The 14,788-nt window shown below is 58.2% G+C and carries 16 protein-coding genes; 10 read left to right on the top strand and 6 right to left on the bottom strand.

What is annotated here, in order from left to right; all coding sequences use genetic code 11:
- Window positions 1-17: 17 nt before the first annotated feature.
- The 4 genes from ABD796_RS07905 to ABD796_RS07920 all read left to right on the top strand — a co-directional run bounded on the left by ABD796_RS07905 (window position 18) and on the right by ABD796_RS07920 (window position 3,887).
- Window positions 18-1,247, top strand: coding sequence for a Gfo/Idh/MocA family protein (locus tag ABD796_RS07905; protein ID WP_344906292.1), 1,230 nt, complete (start codon window positions 18-20; stop codon window positions 1,245-1,247).
- A 201-nt stretch (window positions 1,248-1,448) separates the two neighbouring features.
- Window positions 1,449-2,036, top strand: coding sequence for a tRNA 5-(aminomethyl)-2-thiouridylate-methyltransferase MnmM (gene mnmM / locus ABD796_RS07910; RefSeq protein ID WP_344905530.1), 588 nt, complete (start codon window positions 1,449-1,451; stop codon window positions 2,034-2,036).
- Window positions 2,037-2,075: 39 nt separating this feature from the next.
- Window positions 2,076-3,041: a type I phosphomannose isomerase catalytic subunit gene (locus tag ABD796_RS07915; protein WP_344905533.1), complete on the top strand. Its 966-nt coding sequence runs from the start codon at window positions 2,076-2,078 to the stop codon at window positions 3,039-3,041.
- Between the two features lie 78 nt (window positions 3,042-3,119).
- Window positions 3,120-3,887, top strand: coding sequence for a sulfite exporter TauE/SafE family protein (locus ABD796_RS07920; protein ID WP_344905536.1), 768 nt, complete (start codon window positions 3,120-3,122; stop codon window positions 3,885-3,887).
- A 29-nt stretch (window positions 3,888-3,916) separates the two neighbouring features.
- Here ABD796_RS07920 and ABD796_RS07925 read toward each other — a convergent pair whose 3' ends face one another.
- The gene (locus tag ABD796_RS07925) at window positions 3,917-4,963 is read right to left on the bottom strand and encodes a sensor histidine kinase (protein WP_344905539.1); all 1,047 of its coding nucleotides are present in this window, start codon (window positions 4,961-4,963) and stop codon (window positions 3,917-3,919) included.
- A gap of 197 nt (window positions 4,964-5,160) precedes the next feature.
- Here ABD796_RS07925 and ABD796_RS07930 point away from each other — a divergent pair, with 197 nt between their 5' ends.
- From ABD796_RS07930 to ABD796_RS07940, 3 genes are all read left to right on the top strand, one after another.
- A complete protein-coding gene (locus tag ABD796_RS07930; protein WP_344905542.1) occupies window positions 5,161-6,363 on the top strand; it encodes a glycoside hydrolase family protein in 1,203 nt (400 codons plus the stop codon).
- A 28-nt stretch (window positions 6,364-6,391) separates the two neighbouring features.
- Window positions 6,392-6,916 (top strand): signal peptidase I, encoded by a 525-nt coding sequence (lepB, locus tag ABD796_RS07935; RefSeq protein ID WP_344905545.1) that lies wholly within the window; start codon window positions 6,392-6,394, stop codon window positions 6,914-6,916.
- A 130-nt stretch (window positions 6,917-7,046) separates the two neighbouring features.
- The gene (locus tag ABD796_RS07940) at window positions 7,047-7,373 is read left to right on the top strand and encodes a winged helix-turn-helix transcriptional regulator (protein ID WP_344905548.1); all 327 of its coding nucleotides are present in this window, start codon (window positions 7,047-7,049) and stop codon (window positions 7,371-7,373) included.
- Between the two features lie 84 nt (window positions 7,374-7,457).
- Here the strand turns inward: ABD796_RS07940 and ABD796_RS07945 are convergent, their stop codons facing one another.
- A complete protein-coding gene (locus tag ABD796_RS07945) occupies window positions 7,458-9,212 on the bottom strand; it encodes a methyl-accepting chemotaxis protein (RefSeq protein ID WP_344905551.1) in 1,755 nt (584 codons plus the stop codon).
- 255 nt (window positions 9,213-9,467) lie between these two features.
- On the opposite strand from ABD796_RS07945, the gene ABD796_RS07950 reads away from it, so the two are divergent.
- Window positions 9,468-9,713: a hypothetical protein gene (locus ABD796_RS07950; RefSeq protein ID WP_344905554.1), complete on the top strand. Its 246-nt coding sequence runs from the start codon at window positions 9,468-9,470 to the stop codon at window positions 9,711-9,713.
- Between the two features lie 70 nt (window positions 9,714-9,783).
- On the opposite strand, the gene yyaC is transcribed toward ABD796_RS07950, so the two are convergent.
- Window positions 9,784-10,341, bottom strand: a complete 558-nt coding sequence (yyaC, locus tag ABD796_RS07955; RefSeq protein WP_344905556.1) for a spore protease YyaC — start codon at window positions 10,339-10,341, stop codon at window positions 9,784-9,786.
- A 151-nt stretch (window positions 10,342-10,492) separates the two neighbouring features.
- Here yyaC and ABD796_RS07960 point away from each other — a divergent pair, with 151 nt between their 5' ends.
- The gene (locus ABD796_RS07960) at window positions 10,493-11,683 is read left to right on the top strand and encodes a glycosyltransferase family 2 protein (protein WP_344905559.1); all 1,191 of its coding nucleotides are present in this window, start codon (window positions 10,493-10,495) and stop codon (window positions 11,681-11,683) included.
- Between the two features lie 52 nt (window positions 11,684-11,735).
- Here ABD796_RS07960 and ABD796_RS07965 read toward each other — a convergent pair whose 3' ends face one another.
- The gene (locus ABD796_RS07965; RefSeq protein WP_344905562.1) at window positions 11,736-11,957 is read right to left on the bottom strand and encodes a DUF1128 domain-containing protein; all 222 of its coding nucleotides are present in this window, start codon (window positions 11,955-11,957) and stop codon (window positions 11,736-11,738) included.
- Window positions 11,958-12,257: 300 nt separating this feature from the next.
- On the opposite strand from ABD796_RS07965, the gene ABD796_RS07970 reads away from it, so the two are divergent.
- Window positions 12,258-12,416, top strand: a complete 159-nt coding sequence (locus tag ABD796_RS07970) for a hypothetical protein (RefSeq protein ID WP_344905565.1) — start codon at window positions 12,258-12,260, stop codon at window positions 12,414-12,416.
- A 74-nt stretch (window positions 12,417-12,490) separates the two neighbouring features.
- Here ABD796_RS07970 and ABD796_RS07975 read toward each other — a convergent pair whose 3' ends face one another.
- Window positions 12,491-13,684, bottom strand: a complete 1,194-nt coding sequence (locus ABD796_RS07975; protein WP_344905568.1) for a glycerate kinase — start codon at window positions 13,682-13,684, stop codon at window positions 12,491-12,493.
- A gap of 20 nt (window positions 13,685-13,704) precedes the next feature.
- On the bottom strand, window positions 13,705-14,670 hold the full coding sequence (locus tag ABD796_RS07980) for a D-2-hydroxyacid dehydrogenase (protein ID WP_344905571.1): 966 nt from the start codon (window positions 14,668-14,670) through the stop codon (window positions 13,705-13,707).
- Window positions 14,671-14,788: the final 118 nt, after the last annotated feature.

Consider the following 14,788-nt stretch of genomic DNA (forward strand, 5'->3'; position numbering starts at 1 on the left):
GAGCGGGACACCGCAGTCTGGTATACGCCTCTTACGCCAAAGGCCACCCCGACGAGCTGCAAATCGTCGGCGTGGTCGAGCCCGACCCGGTGCGCCGGAAGCTGACGGCCAATCGATTCGGCCTCGCGGATGAAGCGGTCTTCGAGTCGGTAGACCAGTTGATTGCCGCCCCTAAGCAGGCCGACGCCGCCATTAACGGAACGATGGACTCGCTCCATGTCGCGACAACCTTGCCTCTGTTGAAGGCGGGATACGACGTTTTGCTGGAGAAGCCGATCGGGATCAGCCAAGAGGAAGTGCTGAAGCTTTACGAGGCCGCGCAAACCTACAACCGGACTGTGCTCATCTGTCACGTGCTGCGCTATGCGCCGTTCTATGCGGAGATCCGCAAGCGGGTTGCGAATGGGGACATCGGGGACATCGTCGCCATGCAAACGGAAGAGAACGTCAGCTATCACCATATGGCAACCGCGTTCGTCCGGGGCAAATGGAGCAATTTGAAGGACGGCGGCTCGTCGATGCTGATGCAAAAATGCTGCCACGACCTCGACCTGATTACATGGATGAAAGGAAATGTGCGTCCGGTCAAAGTAAACAGCTTCGGTAATTTGTCCCAGTTCCGCTCGGAAAAGGCTCCGGAAGGCTCCGGAACGCGCTGTGTCGTCGATTGCCGGATTGAGGCGTCGTGTCCTTACTCCGCCCGGCAAATGTACCTGGAGCAGAAGATGTGGGGGCCATACGCCTGGGACAATATGCACCTGGGCGAAACGCCTTCGAAGGAAGAACAACTGGAGTCGCTGCGGACGACCAACCCGTACGGACGCTGCGTATGGCGATGCGACAATGATGTGGTGGATCACCAGACGGTCATCATCGAATTCGAGGATGGCAGCACCGCTTCGCATAATATGACGGGCGCCACCTCCAGAGGGTACCGCTCCATCCACATTACGGGCACGAAAGGCGAAATCTCCGGCATTTTGGAGGACGGCTGCTTCCGGGTACGGCGTCCCGACCTGCGCTCCGTCGACCGGTATACTGAGGAACTTGTCGAGCTTAACGTCTCCAACGATATGCACGGCGGAGGCGACCTCCGCCTCGTGGCGGACTTCGTCAGCACCCTGCGCGGGGAGACGCCCTCGCTGTCCTCCACCTCGCTCGACAAGTCCATCTACGGACATCAAATCGGCTTTTTGGCCGATCGGGCGCGGCTGCAAAACCGGGTTGTGGCGATTAGCGCTCTCTAACGGGAACAGAGGCAAGACATAGGATGTCATACGAATACGAATCCAGGCAGGCCGGACGACTTTTTTCCGGACGGCCTGGATTTTTTATGGATAGAATGCGTCCAACATACGGACAAGCTTGTATTCCCCGGAAGGATATGGTATCGTTTCGCTGAAAAATCGTGCTGCAATCGCATTGCGGCAGGAAACGGAGGCCGCCCTATGGGATTTATGTCGGTATTGAGCTTTGCCCACCGCTGCGTGACCGAACGATTGCGTCCCGGGGAGATCGCGGTGGACGCAACCGCAGGCACCGGCGCGGATACGGCCTTTCTATGCGGCGCAGTCGGATCCGCAGGTACCGTTTACGCCTTCGATATTCAGCAGGAGGCGCTGGATCGCGCGGCCGAACGGGTCGCGGCTCTCCATGCGACCGCCCCTAGGTTGCATTTGCTGCTGCAAAGCCATGCCGAGCTGGAGCAGGCGCTGCCGCCCGACGAGCGGGGCCGCGTAGGCGCCGTGATGTTCAACCTCGGCTACTTGCCCGGCGGCGACCAGACCGTCATCACCCGGCCCGAATCGACGTTGCCGGCGCTTGACGCGGCCGTCTCCGTACTGAGAGCCGGCGGTATTCTTACGGTCGTATTGTATCCGGGACATGACGGAGGCCGGGAGGAAGCCGAAAGCGTCCAGCGATGGGCCGCTGCGCTGCCGGAGGCGGCTTTCCAGACGCTTCTGTACCGGTTTGCAAACCGGAGCAACAATCCGCCATACGTTATTGCGATCGAAAAAAGAAAGGTGTACAGTTAAAAGCATCGGCTACAACGAGGAAGCGAGGGACAATGCCGCATGAAATCATATCCTCTTCAATTCAAGGCAGAAATGAAAGAACGGGTTTGGGGCGGACGGGCGCTGGAGCAATTCGGTTTGGAGCTGCCGGAAGGCCCGATCGGCGAAGGCTGGATGATCGGCGATCATCCGAACGGCACGACGAAGGTCGTCAACGGTCCGCTGGCCGGCATGGGGCTGGATGAGGTCCGCCGCCAGTACGGCAGTACGATGTTCGGAGCGAAAAGCGACACCAGCGATGGCAAACGTTTCCCGCTGCTAATCAAGCTGCTCGACTGCAACGACGACTTGTCCGTGCAGGTGCATCCGGACAACGACTATACCGGATTGCCGGAGGGCGAGCTGGGCAAGACGGAAATGTGGTACGTGCTTGATGCCAAGCCGGGAGCCCGGATCATTTACGGGCTGAAGCCGGGACTTGACCGCGCATCGTTCGCGCAAGGCATTGCCGATAACCGGATCATGGATTGTTTGCAAGCCGTCGAGGTGCAGGCAGGCGATTCGTTCTATATTCCGGCCGGCACGGTGCATGCTTTATGCGCAGGGGTGCTGGTGGCCGAGATCCAGCAAAATTCCGATACGACGTACCGGCTTTACGATTACGACCGGCCGGGGCTGGACGGACGGCCTCGCGAGCTGCATATCGAGGATTCGTTGAACGTAACCGCCTACGGGGAGAGCGGGGCGACCCGCATGAAGACGGTTGTGGCGTCCGCAAACGAATGGCTGCGGCTTGCCTCCGCCCCTTATTTTATAGTCGATAAAGGCGTCGTAGAAGGCTCCTGGCAGCTTGCTGCGTCTCCCGAAAGCTTCACCATTATCGTCGTATGCGACGGAACGGGGACGCTCGATTGGGCCGACGGCTCTCTCGCCGCTAAGCGCGGCGATTGCTTTCTGCTGCCCGCCGACCTAGGCGCCTACTCTCTGCACGGCAGCATAACCGTGCTGCGCAGCTATTTGCCGTAACCGGCATGCGTCCGAAGCTTCCGACCGAACTGCAACGCCTACAGATTACGCGGCTTAGCCCGCACGGGAGCGACCTTTATGGAACAACCATCTCTTGAAATGATCCTTTTTTTGTTGTCGGTCGGGTTTGTCGCAGCATTCGTGGATTCCGTTGTCGGCGGGGGCGGATTGATATCCGTTCCCGCTCTTTTATGGACCGGCCTGCCTCCGGCCGTCGTACTCGGCACGAACAAGCTGGGCGGCACGATCTCGTCGCTGACCAGCTCGGTATCCTTTCTACTGTCGGGCAAGATGGATATCCGGCTCGTCCGCAAATGGTTTCCGCTATCGCTGCTGGGCTCGGTCGCCGGCGCTTATACCGTACGGCTCATCCCGCCCGACTTCCTGAAGCCGCTCGTCGTCGTCATGCTTGTGGTGGTTACCTTGTATACGCTGCTCGTCAAAAAGCGCACGGCCTCTTCTTCGGCTCCGCGCCTATCCGGCAAAATGATTGCCGCCGGCGCTCTGGTCGCCCTGATCCTCGGTTATTACGACGGCTTCTTCGGCCCCGGCACGGGCTCCTTTTTGCTGTTCGCCTTCCTCCTGCTCCGCTTCGATTTCGTCGTCGCGGCAGGCAACGCCAAGGCGCTCAATCTGGCCAGCAACGCCGGTAGTCTCGTCACCTTCGCGCTCATGGGCAACGTCAACCTGTATTACGGCATTCCGCTCGGGCTGGCTATGCTGGCAGGCGCCTTGATCGGCTCGCGCGTGGCGATCCGCCGCGGTGCCGGCTATGTGAAGCCGTTGTTCGTCGCCGTAACGACCCTCTTGATTGGCAAACAAATATGGGACCTGCTGCACGGTTAGATTAGATCCGTGGGCTCGACTTGTCCGGTTTAGTCCGCCGACACGCGGGGCAGCACGATGCGCACCTCCGTGCCCGAGGGATCGCCGGACAGCTCGTAGTGGCCGCCCATCTTTTGCAGAACGACTTCGCAGAAATTCAGACCGAGGCCGATCGAATCCTCCTTGGTCGTAAAAAAAGGGTCCTTCACCAGCTTGATCATATCGGCGGCGATGCCGGGCCCCGAATCGCGGATCGTAATCGTCGCGGTTCGGTCCGACACCTGAACGGATAAGCGGACGATGCCTTTTTGTTCGTGGGATGCCTCGAACGAATTTTTAATAAACTCGTTGATGACCTCGCGCAGGTAATGAGGATCGATCAGCAGTTGGCCGTCGTCCGAAGGAAATTCGCAAACGAGCGGAACCCGTTTCTTGATCGCGTCCCGCTGCAGGTTAGGCACGTACGTTTCCAAAAACGACGATAGCAGCACCGGACGAAGATCGAGATGAAACGGCTTGCCCAGATGCAGCCAGCGCTGGACGTAATTGTTGATTTCCGTAACCTGGTGATTGGCGAGTGTAATGTAATGCCCGACGCTCTGGGAGACGAGATGATCGGACAAATGGCTCGAGGCGAGATTCGTCTTGAGCGTCGTCTCGATCAACTGAAGGCTGCCCCGGACGACGGCGAGCGGATTTAGAATGCTATTGGCGGTTCCTGCCGCCATCTCTCCGATCAGCTTGCGCTTCTCGTTGGCCAGCTTCATCTCGTAAAACTGGCACAGTACGGTAATGTCGAAAAGAGCCGTGTGGTAACGCTCGTCCTCTTCTTCACTCTTGTAACAGTACAGCATCAGTTGAAGCTTGCGCCCCTCAATCATCTCATCAATCACGACTCCGGCAACGTCCTGCTTCTGCCTCGCTGCCAGCTCGACGACCTTGCGAAGCTGCGACGGCTCCGGCAGCGCTTCCTGCTCCGATATGCGGTACATGTCTTTAAATTTGGCGTTGGCCGTCACCAATTGAAGCCGCCCGTCGAATGAGGCGATGCTGAAATCGATATCCGGCGATCTTGTAATGAAGTCGATAACGTCCATGCATTCAGCGTCCTTTAGGCTAGTAGCTGGATCGGCCCAGCGGGCTTGATTCGGGGAATCTCGAATTGAAATCACTTCGAGTGTACCATGCAGGGCGGCAAAGAAAAAGCTATTTCCGTTCCCGCGAATCGTCCGGTATAATAGGAGAGAAATCAAACAGGAGTTTGTTTAAGGGTGAAAGGAGCATTAAGTGCATCATGAAATCGTTACATAATGCCGTATGGCTGTACCTCGGCTCCGAGGCCCGCAATGCCGAAGAAATCGCCGCTCTGCTGGATTGGTGCGAACGAGGCAGCGTCGGTAAAATCATTGTATATTTGAGCCTGGACGGACGGCATGCGGAAACCGTCCCGGAACGGGTAGCCTTGCTGGCCGAAGCGGCGGCAAGCCGGAATATCGAGGTTCACGGCATGGTTTCTACCCTGCATCAGCGGGTCGGCAGCCGCGATCAATTACTGTTGAACGACAAAGCCTGTTACTGCGTGGACGCGCACGGCATCTCCACCTACGACGAGCCCATCTGTGGGCACGGCTATGTGCTGGACCCTGGACATCCCGACGTCAAAGCGACCATTCCGGCAAAATGCGCGGAACTGCTCCGCCAGTTTCCCGGATTAAGCGGCATTCATCTCGATTTTATCCGTTACTACCATTACGACAGCAGGCTTGAGATTGATACGAAGAGTGCCGGGCACTGGATCGGACTGCCAAAAGCCGGTCAGCCCATCCGTCTGGAAACCGCCGACGGCGTCCGCACGACCTATTTTATCGACGAGGCCCGCAATGCGTACAACGATCCTCCGATCGGGGACAAGCTCGTATTGTCCCGCTCGTACCGATATTGCTTCTGCGACGATTGCCTGAACGGCTTCGAGCGGCATAGCGGAATTGCCATTCCCCGAACGCCCGGCGATACGGCAAGCATATCCCGCTGGCTGCTCGACCGTCATCCCGCCGAGTGGGCCGAATACCGCGCTTCGCTCATTACGTCGCTTGTCGGCTCGATTCGCCAAGCCTTACGAGACGTGCGCGCCGACGCCAAATTGTCCGCCGCCGTCTGGTACAACGCCCCTTACGGAAACGAGCTGCGCGGCGAACCGTTCCTGCCGGAAAGCGAATACGAATGCTTCGGGCAAAAATGGTGGGAATGGGCGGAGCGCGGCTACGTCGACTTCGTCTGCCCGATGGACTACTGGATGAAGCCCGGCAGCTTCGCAGGCATCGTCGAAGGGCAAATTCGCAAAGCGGCAGGACGCGTACCGGTTTACGCCGGGTTGCTGAAAACCGCGGAATACGACATCGGGCAGGAGCAGTTCGAAGAGTATGTCCGTCGTGCCGGGGACAGTGGCGCGGACGGCATCTGCCTGTTCCACTACGGTTCCTGGAAGCAGCTGCTTTAATTACGCCCGGAAAAGGAGCCTTGCCGCCATGCAGCGCTGGAAAGCGATTTTGAAAGAATGGGTGCCGCCTCTCGCCATCGCGGTCATCCTAAGCTTGATTATTCAAACGTACGTAGCCCAAGCCGTGAAAGTACCGAGCGGCTCCATGGAGCCGAATATCATGATCAACGACCGGCTTGTGATGGAGAAGCTGATCAAGTTTACCGATTTCGACCATGGGGACATTGTCGTCTTCAACCATGCGGCCGAGAACAAGGACCAGGTCCGCTACGTCAAAAGGCTGATCGGGCTTCCCGGCGATACGATCGAAGTGCGTGAAGGCTCTTTGTTCCGCAACGGGGAGAAAGTCGACGAGCCTTATTTGAAAAACAAAATGAACTACACGTTCGCCAAAGTGACCGTGCCCGACAATCATTATTTCTTCCTCGGCGATAACCGCAATAACAGCTACGACGGACACTCGTGGCCGAATCGCTTTGTCGACAAGAGCGAGCTTGTCGGCAAAATCATGTTCCGTTTTTATCCGCTCAGCCATGCCGGACCGTTGCAATAGCGGCGGTTCTTTTTTTTGGCTTCCGGGATCCCCCTTTCTTTTTGTAAGTTACAAATGGAAGGTAAGGCTTACTTTTGTCAAGTAACTATGTTAAAATAAAGATGTAGTTTACGTTTTAGGAGATGAGAGTATGGAAAACGCAGGCCATGACATGCATTTGTGTCCCAAGTTCGAGACAGCCTTCGAGCTGCTCGGGAAACGTTGGACCGGCTTGATCATCCGCGTATTGATGAACGGCCCGATGCGGTTCAAAGATATATCGTCGATGATACCCGATATGAGCGACCGCATGCTTACCGAGCGGTTCAAGGAATTGGAGCAGGCAGGCATCGTCGTCCGCAACGTCTATCCGGAAATGCCGATTCGCATCGAATATTCCTTGACGGAGAAAGGAAAAGCGCTCCGTCCGGTCATGGATGCCGTCCAAGTCTGGGGAGACGATTGGATTTGCAAATGAAACCTGACATCGGCGCACAATGAATAAGGACATTTCCTCCGTCACCCGACGGCATGCGGAAATGTCCTTATTTGTTCTTGCGATTTAAACCCGGAAACGGGTAACTGACTTCTGAAGCTGTTCGGCGAGACGATTCAACCGGTCCGCTTGGCTGCTAAGCTGCTCCATGGTCGCCAGTTGTTCTTCCGTCGAAGCGGATATATTCTGCGTCCCTTCCGCACCAAGCGCGGTAATGCGGGCCATTTCCTGCAACGAAGCGGCGACCTCCTCGGAGCTGGCAGACATTTGCTCGGCGGCGGAGGACGCCTCCTGTACTTGCTCGACAACGTCTCGGGTCGTCTCCATGATCCGTTCGAACGACTCCCCGGATTTTCTGGTCAGTTCGACTCCTTCGCCGACATCGCGCTCGCCCCGGTCCATCTCCTGCACCGCATACCCGATATCCGCTTGAATCGCCTGCACGAGCCGGATGACCTCCTGCGCCGAAGCTTCCGACTGCAACGCCAGCTTCTTGACTTCCCCGGCCACGACGGCGAATCCGCGTCCCTGCTCGCCGGCACGCGCCGCTTCGATCGAAGCGTTCAGCGCAAGCAGATTCGTCTGCGAGGCGATAGCCGTGATGACCTCCACAATGTCCCCGACTTCGCGGGAGCGCTGATCCAGCTTGTGCACGACGGAAGCCAGATCGGTTACGGTGCTGCTAACCCGGTTCATCTGCTCGACCGACCGGCGAACGTTGTCCTGGCCGTCCTCCGCGGCTTGGGACGTCCGGAGCGACGCGTCGAAAGCGTTCGAGGAGGTAAAAGCGATACGGCCAATGCCGGCCGCCATCTCCTCCATCGCGCGCGAGCTTTCCTCGGTGGACTGGGCCTGGGAATCCATTCCGGCGGCTATGTCCTGTACGGAAGAAACAATATGCCTCGAAGCTTTCGTGGTCTCGTCGATCGAGGAAGCGAGCCCATTCGAAGCGGACAACACCTGCTCCGAACCCGACTGCACCTGCACGACGAGCGTCTTCAACTGCTCGTTCATTTCGTTGAAATCGGCGGCAAGCTGTCCGATTTCGTCCCGGTTCGTGACAGCGAGCGGCGGCGAGGTCAAGTCTCCTCCGGCAATCCGTTTCGTCCTTTGGGCCACGCGTGCGATCGGCCCGGCGATATGGCCGGCGAACAGCCAGATGATGGCCGCCCCGATGACAAGGCAGATTGCAAGCGTTAGAAGCATGTTGGTTAAAATATGGCTTTGACCTTCATTATAGTCTTTCATATAGGAACCGGCGGAAATAATCCAGTTCCATCTCGGCTCAAGCTCGGCATACGATATTTTCATCGCTTCCTTCGTGCTTTTCGGCAACGGCCACATGTAATAGGTGTTTCCGCCTCCGGCCTGCGCCTTTTTGATCAAATCCTGTATGTAGTAATGGCCGTCGCTCGTCTTCTTGTCCCAAATGTTCTCGCCTTCGAGCAGCGGATGCGCGAGCAGCACTCCGTTGCTGTCCAGAACGAAGAAATAACCGTTCTCCCCGATATCGATTTTCGGGTTGATCGAGCGTTTACCTTCGGCATTCTTTTCTCCGATGAGCATCTTCTTGACCTGCTCTTTGGCCTCGTCCAGCGGAATCCTTCCACTCTTCACAGCATCGTCCATCAAACCGACCATTTCCATCGCCAGGCGGACGTTGCTCTGCAGCTTGCTTTCGATCAGCTTGTCCGTTTCCATCTTCGCCACCTGGTAACTGACGAGGCCTACGATTAACGTAGGAAGCGCCAACAGCAGCAAGGAGACGACAATCATTTTTTGCCTTATTTTCCAGCGTTGTCGCAATACGGAAGTGCTCAATTCCGGTCCTCTCCCTTTTTATCTTTTTCCGACATCGTAACTCATATTTCTTCGCTTTACAACACGGTTTAGGCCTGATTTGTGGCCGAATATAGGCAGAAAGTAGCAGACCTATTATACAGCGGATTCGAGCCATGTCTGCACAACGCAACGATGCGCCGGACTTCCACCCGATGCATAAAACGGCCCCGTCGCCCGAATACTACTCGTACGAGCTTTACTTTTTGCCGTCCTTTATACCCGGAGGTGTCTGCCATGAGATATAAAGTAACGATGATCTTTACCTTGTTCGCGTGCGCTTTGTGCTTGTTCAACTACTCCGGCCTCGACCCGGACAATATTTTTCTGTTCATGTTCAGCGTGCCGGTGTGGCTGATCGAAGCCGTCAACGACATCCATAACGCCAACGTATTCGGCGTCTACGCCCTGACCATCGCCTCCTACGCCCTGTTTGGCATGATCGGCGACCATCTCCGCTACAGACGAAGAGCCCGCTCCTGAAGACGGAATAACGTTCCGTCCCGCCGGAGGGGCTCTTCTGGCGTAAAGGGCGACCGCGACCGCCCACTCGTTATGGACCGGGCTTCCCCAGCGGGTACACTTCGCAGACGGCTGCGGCAATGCCGCGAGCCATCGTCATAACCCGGTACAGCGGAGTGTTTTGCAAAATCGCGTACTGCCTCGGACCGTCCGCGTTCACGATAGCCGCGATCGAATACCGTCCGACCGGAGGCAGAGCCCGTCCGACCGATTTGCCCGGAGCGAGCGGACGGTTGGACACCTGGTACAAGCCGACGGACGAGGGCAAGCCGAGGCAAGCGTCGATCGCGACGGCAATCTTGTCCTCCGGGATTTCCTCCAGTCTCCCGACCAGATTGCTCGCGTCGCAAGGCGCCTCCAGCGTGCCGATGACCTGGTCGTAGCCGGCTTCCCGCAGCAGGGTGCCGACCAGCGGTCCAAGCGCGTCTCCCGTAGATCGGTCGGTCCCGATGCAGACGAACACAAGGTCCTCCAACCCGACCCCTTCCCGGCGAATATATCGAAAGAAATCGGCAAGATTGCCGCTGTCCACCTTATGACGGACCGCTTCGCCTCCGCCTCCTGCTTGCTCCCTGCTTTCGATGCTCATTGAACTTCCGCCATCCCCCTTTTGTGATCCGCTTTCGTTTCGCCCGATTGCGGGCATTGTCTCGCGGCGCCGTCCGCTATTATGATACAATTCAACTTGATACTCGTACGCTGATATGGCGAATTTGCAACGTGTAAGGGGAGACTCCGCCATGCGCTGGCTCGATCTGTTGACATACGTTACGCTTCTTTATTGGCTGGTCCTATTATGGACGACCGTCCGCGGCTTGAAGCGGCTGCCTCCGCTTCCCTCCTCTCCGCAACCGTCTGGTCGCCCCGACCATACGCCGCTTGTCTCGGTCATTATCGCCGCCAAGGAAGAGGAATCCTCGATCGGGGACACGGTCCGCCATCTGCTGGAGCAGCAGTATCCCCGTCTGGAAATCATTGCGGTAAACGACCGTTCGGTCGACGGGACGGGACGGCGGCTGGACGAGCTGAAGCGCTGGTCCGAGCAGCGGCCGCACACTGGCATCCCGCTTCGGGTCGTGCACATTACATCGCTGCCGGAAGGCTGGCTCGGCAAAAATCACGCGCTTTATCAAGGCTATTTGCAGGCCAAAGGAAAATATGTCCTGTTCACGGACGCAGACGTTAACTTCAGTCCGGTCTGCATCCGGGATGCCGTCGGCTACGTCGAGTCTAACGCCGTAGATCATCTGACGCTGGCGCCGCTTATGGTCGCCCGTCACTACTGGCTGCGCGCTTTCGTGCATTATTTTATGTTTTCGCTGTTTTTGTTTTTGCGGCTATGGCGGGCCAACGACGACCGTCAGCAGCGTTTCGGAACCGGCATAGGCGCGTTCAACCTGATCAGCCGCAAAGCCTACGAAGCGATCGGCACGCACCGGGCTTTGGCGATGCGGCCGGACGACGATCTGCAGCTCGGCCAGCTGGTCAAGCGAGCCGGCTTCAAGCAAAGGCTCCTGGTCGGCAAACGCCACCTGGAGGTGGAATGGTATCCGACTCTCCGTGAGGCATTCCGGGGGTTGGAGAAAAATATGTTCTCCGGCTTCGGCTACCGTCTCCCCGCAGCGATTGGCGCTGTTATCGGCCAACTGCTGGCATTTTTCGGGCCGTTCGCCGGACTGCTGCTGCTCCCCCGCTTAAGCGGCCTGGCTTCCGCCGCAAGCGCGGCAATTTTGGTCGGACTGTATGTATTAAGCACGCGCCGCCTGTCCGTACATACCGGAAAGGACGCCTGGGCGCTGCCGGTATCGGTATGGCTGCTTATTGCCGCCTTGTCCCGGTCCGTCTACTTGACCATGCGCCGCGGCGGCATTTATTGGCGAGGCACGTTCTATCCCCTTGCCCGACTGCGAGACAAGCAAGGCCGCCCTTAAACGGGCGGCCTGCTCCGGCGGCAAAGAATGGGACAGCTCTCCGGCTGTCCTTTTACTTTTTCAACAGTCGCAACTCGTCGCACAATGCCTCAATTTCGCTGATGCTGAAATGCTGCTTGCTCATGACGACGTCGTACATATCCAGCAAATCCTCGTACTTCTCCAGATCGAAATGATCCGCCTTGATCGACTGTGCAGCCACGACCTTCAGCTTGCCCTTGATGCCTTCCACCATGTACGCTACATTGTTCTCGGACTTGACGGTCAGATCCATCCACGACATCCTTTCCCCGTTAACGTTAGTTCAATTGTACCATGACCGGTCGGGAATGCCCAGCCTGAGAGAGCTTCCCGCACCTTCCCGCAAACGAAAACGCCTTATCTTGCTGCCATCTCGTCGCTGCGACGGGGCTCCGCCGTCCGGAAAGCTTTAAGTTATGTAGCAGGCTGTCGCGGGGATGCCCGGCAGCCTGGAGGGGACGGCAGTCCAAGCATAAACCGCAGCCCCGTTGCGCACAGTATTACGTGTACGCATTTCAACGGCTATATATGCCGGCAAAGGAGAGAAACCACTATGGAAAATAAAACGCACGCAGGCAACTACAAAGGCACCGCGCATATGAAAGCGGAAAATCAGGACATGGCGTTCGTCAACGACGTCATCGAGAAGGAAGCGTCCGAGCAAACGATCCGCAGCGACGCTCAAGATAACGGGGAGGAACGTTCCGAGTAAGTGAACGTTCTTCGTTTCCGGAAAGCACTTCGGCGCGGGGCTATTGTTCCACATCCTGCCCCCGGGCCGTCCCCCTAAAGCCGCGCCAGTCCTTGCCGGTAAAGCCGGACGATATTTTCCGCCGCATCGGCAAGCAGCCCGCCGGCGTCTTGCATCGCTTCCTCCAGCGTCATCGGCCGATTGGCGATACTGAATAAGGCGGCGATGCCGTGATCGTACAAATCGGCCGCCCCGTCGCCCAGTCCGCCGGACAAACAGACGACGGGAACGCCTGCGCGGCCGGCTTCCGCGGCAATGCCTGCAGGCACTTTGCCGAAAGCGGTCTGTCCGTCCGTCCGCCCCTCGCCCGTAATAACCAAGTCCGCTCCCTTCACCGCCTGATCAAAGTCCGCCAGATCGATGACGACCTCGATACCCGGCTTTAGCTCCGCCTCGCAAAAGGCCAACAGCCCGGCTCCCAAGCCTCCCGCCGCCCCGGCTCCTGGGGAGTCCGCTACCCGCCTTCCGTTTAGCTCGGCAATCCGTGCGGCATAACGGGACAAGCCGCCGTCCAGCCGTTCGACCATTTCCGGCGTCGCGCCCTTCTGCGGCCCATAGACGGCCGACGCTCCGTTCGGACCGCATAGCGGGTTGGTCACATCGCTCAATATCGTAACCTTCGCCTGGGCAACACGCGGGTTCAAGCCGCCCGCATCAATGGACGCTATGCGTTCAAGAAGGGCTCCGCAGCCTCGCTCGGTCATTTCTTCCCCGTCTTCTCCGATAAAACGCACTCCCAGCGCCTGGGCCATTCCCATGCCGCCGTCATTGGTCGCGCTTCCGCCCAATCCGATCAAGATCCGTTCCGCTCCGCGCTCCAGCGCATCGCCGATCAATTGCCCCGTCCCGTATGTAGTCGTTTTCCACGGATCCCGGTCCTCGTTTTTCACAAGCGGCAAACCGGATGCGGCTGCCATCTCGATCACCGCGGTCTTCCCGTCCCGCAGCATGCCGTATTCCGCTACGACCGGATCGCCAAGCGGTCCCACTACCGTCAATGCTATCCGCTCCCCGCCGCCTACTGCTGCCAGGACGGCATCTACCGTACCTTCTCCGCCGTCGGCCATCGGCACGATGGTCACCTCGGCGCCTTTCGCCGCCCGAAGCACGCCCATGCGGATCGCTTCCGCTGCCGCCACCGAAGACAAGCTGCCCTTGAACGAATCGGGCGCCACTACGACGCGGAACTGTTCCGCCTTTTCTTTCGCATTCGCCGTTTCAGCACTCATCTACGCATCCCCCGCTCTTCTTATATACCTACCCCGTTCACGACATGGACCGGCGTCCCCGCGCAGAAGGCCGCCACATTGCCCGCAGCCGTTTCCATCAGTCTGCCGCGCGCTTCCCGCGTCGCCCAGCCGATATGCGGCGTAATGACACAATTGCGGGCCGTCAAAAGCGGGTTGTCTGCCTGCGGAGGCTCAGCGGACAATACGTCCAGACCGGCCCCGGCGATCACGCCGTCGTTCAGCGCGGCGGCCAGATCGGCTTCGCGGACAAGCTTGCCTCGTCCGGTATTGATCAGCAGCGACGTACGCTTCATACGAGACAGGCGTTCGGCATTGATCAGTCCTTCGGTATCGGCGGTCAGCGGGCAATGGAGCGTGATGACATCCGCTTCTTCGAACAGCCGCTCGAGCGGCACGAGAACGACGCCTGGCGTGGCGGGAGCTTTGCCGCTGCGGTTGGTCGCGATCACATGCATTCCGAACGCTTGTCCGATCGCCGCTACTTGTTCGCCGATGCCGCCGATGCCGACAACGCCGAGCGTTTTGCCGGACAGCTCGACAAGCGGCGTCCTCCAGAAGCTGAAGTCCGGGCATGACGCCCAGCCGCCGCTGCGGACCGCTTCATCGTGCAGACCGACACGGTGGCACAATTCCAGCAACAACGAGAAGACCAGCTGAGCGACCGAAGCCGAGCTGTAAGCGGGTACATTCGTCACCGCAATTCCTCGCGCGGCAGCCGCTGCCGTATCGACGACGTCGTATCCGGTAGCCAGCACCCCGATATAGCGAAGCTTCGGCAGCCGTTCCAGCACATCGGAGCGAAGCGGCGTTTTATTCGTCAAGACGATATCCGCATCCCGCGCCCTGTCCGCCACGAGCTCGGCGGGCGTACGATCGTATACCGTTAAATTCCCCAATTCCTCAAGGCTTCGCCAGCTCAAATCGCCGGGGTTCAGCGTGTACCCGTCCAATACTACGATATTCATGAATGTGACCTCCTCGACATCTGCACCGTATAGCTGCATTGTATCGCATGCCTGCTGCAAGCGCCAGCCATTTCCGGGGGACGGACTTTTCGGACAAGGCTTGTTGCGGTCGCCGAAA

The organism is Paenibacillus hodogayensis (genome assembly GCF_039536325.1).
Lineage (GTDB): Bacteria > Bacillota > Bacilli > Paenibacillales > NBRC-103111 > Paenibacillus_AB > Paenibacillus_AB hodogayensis.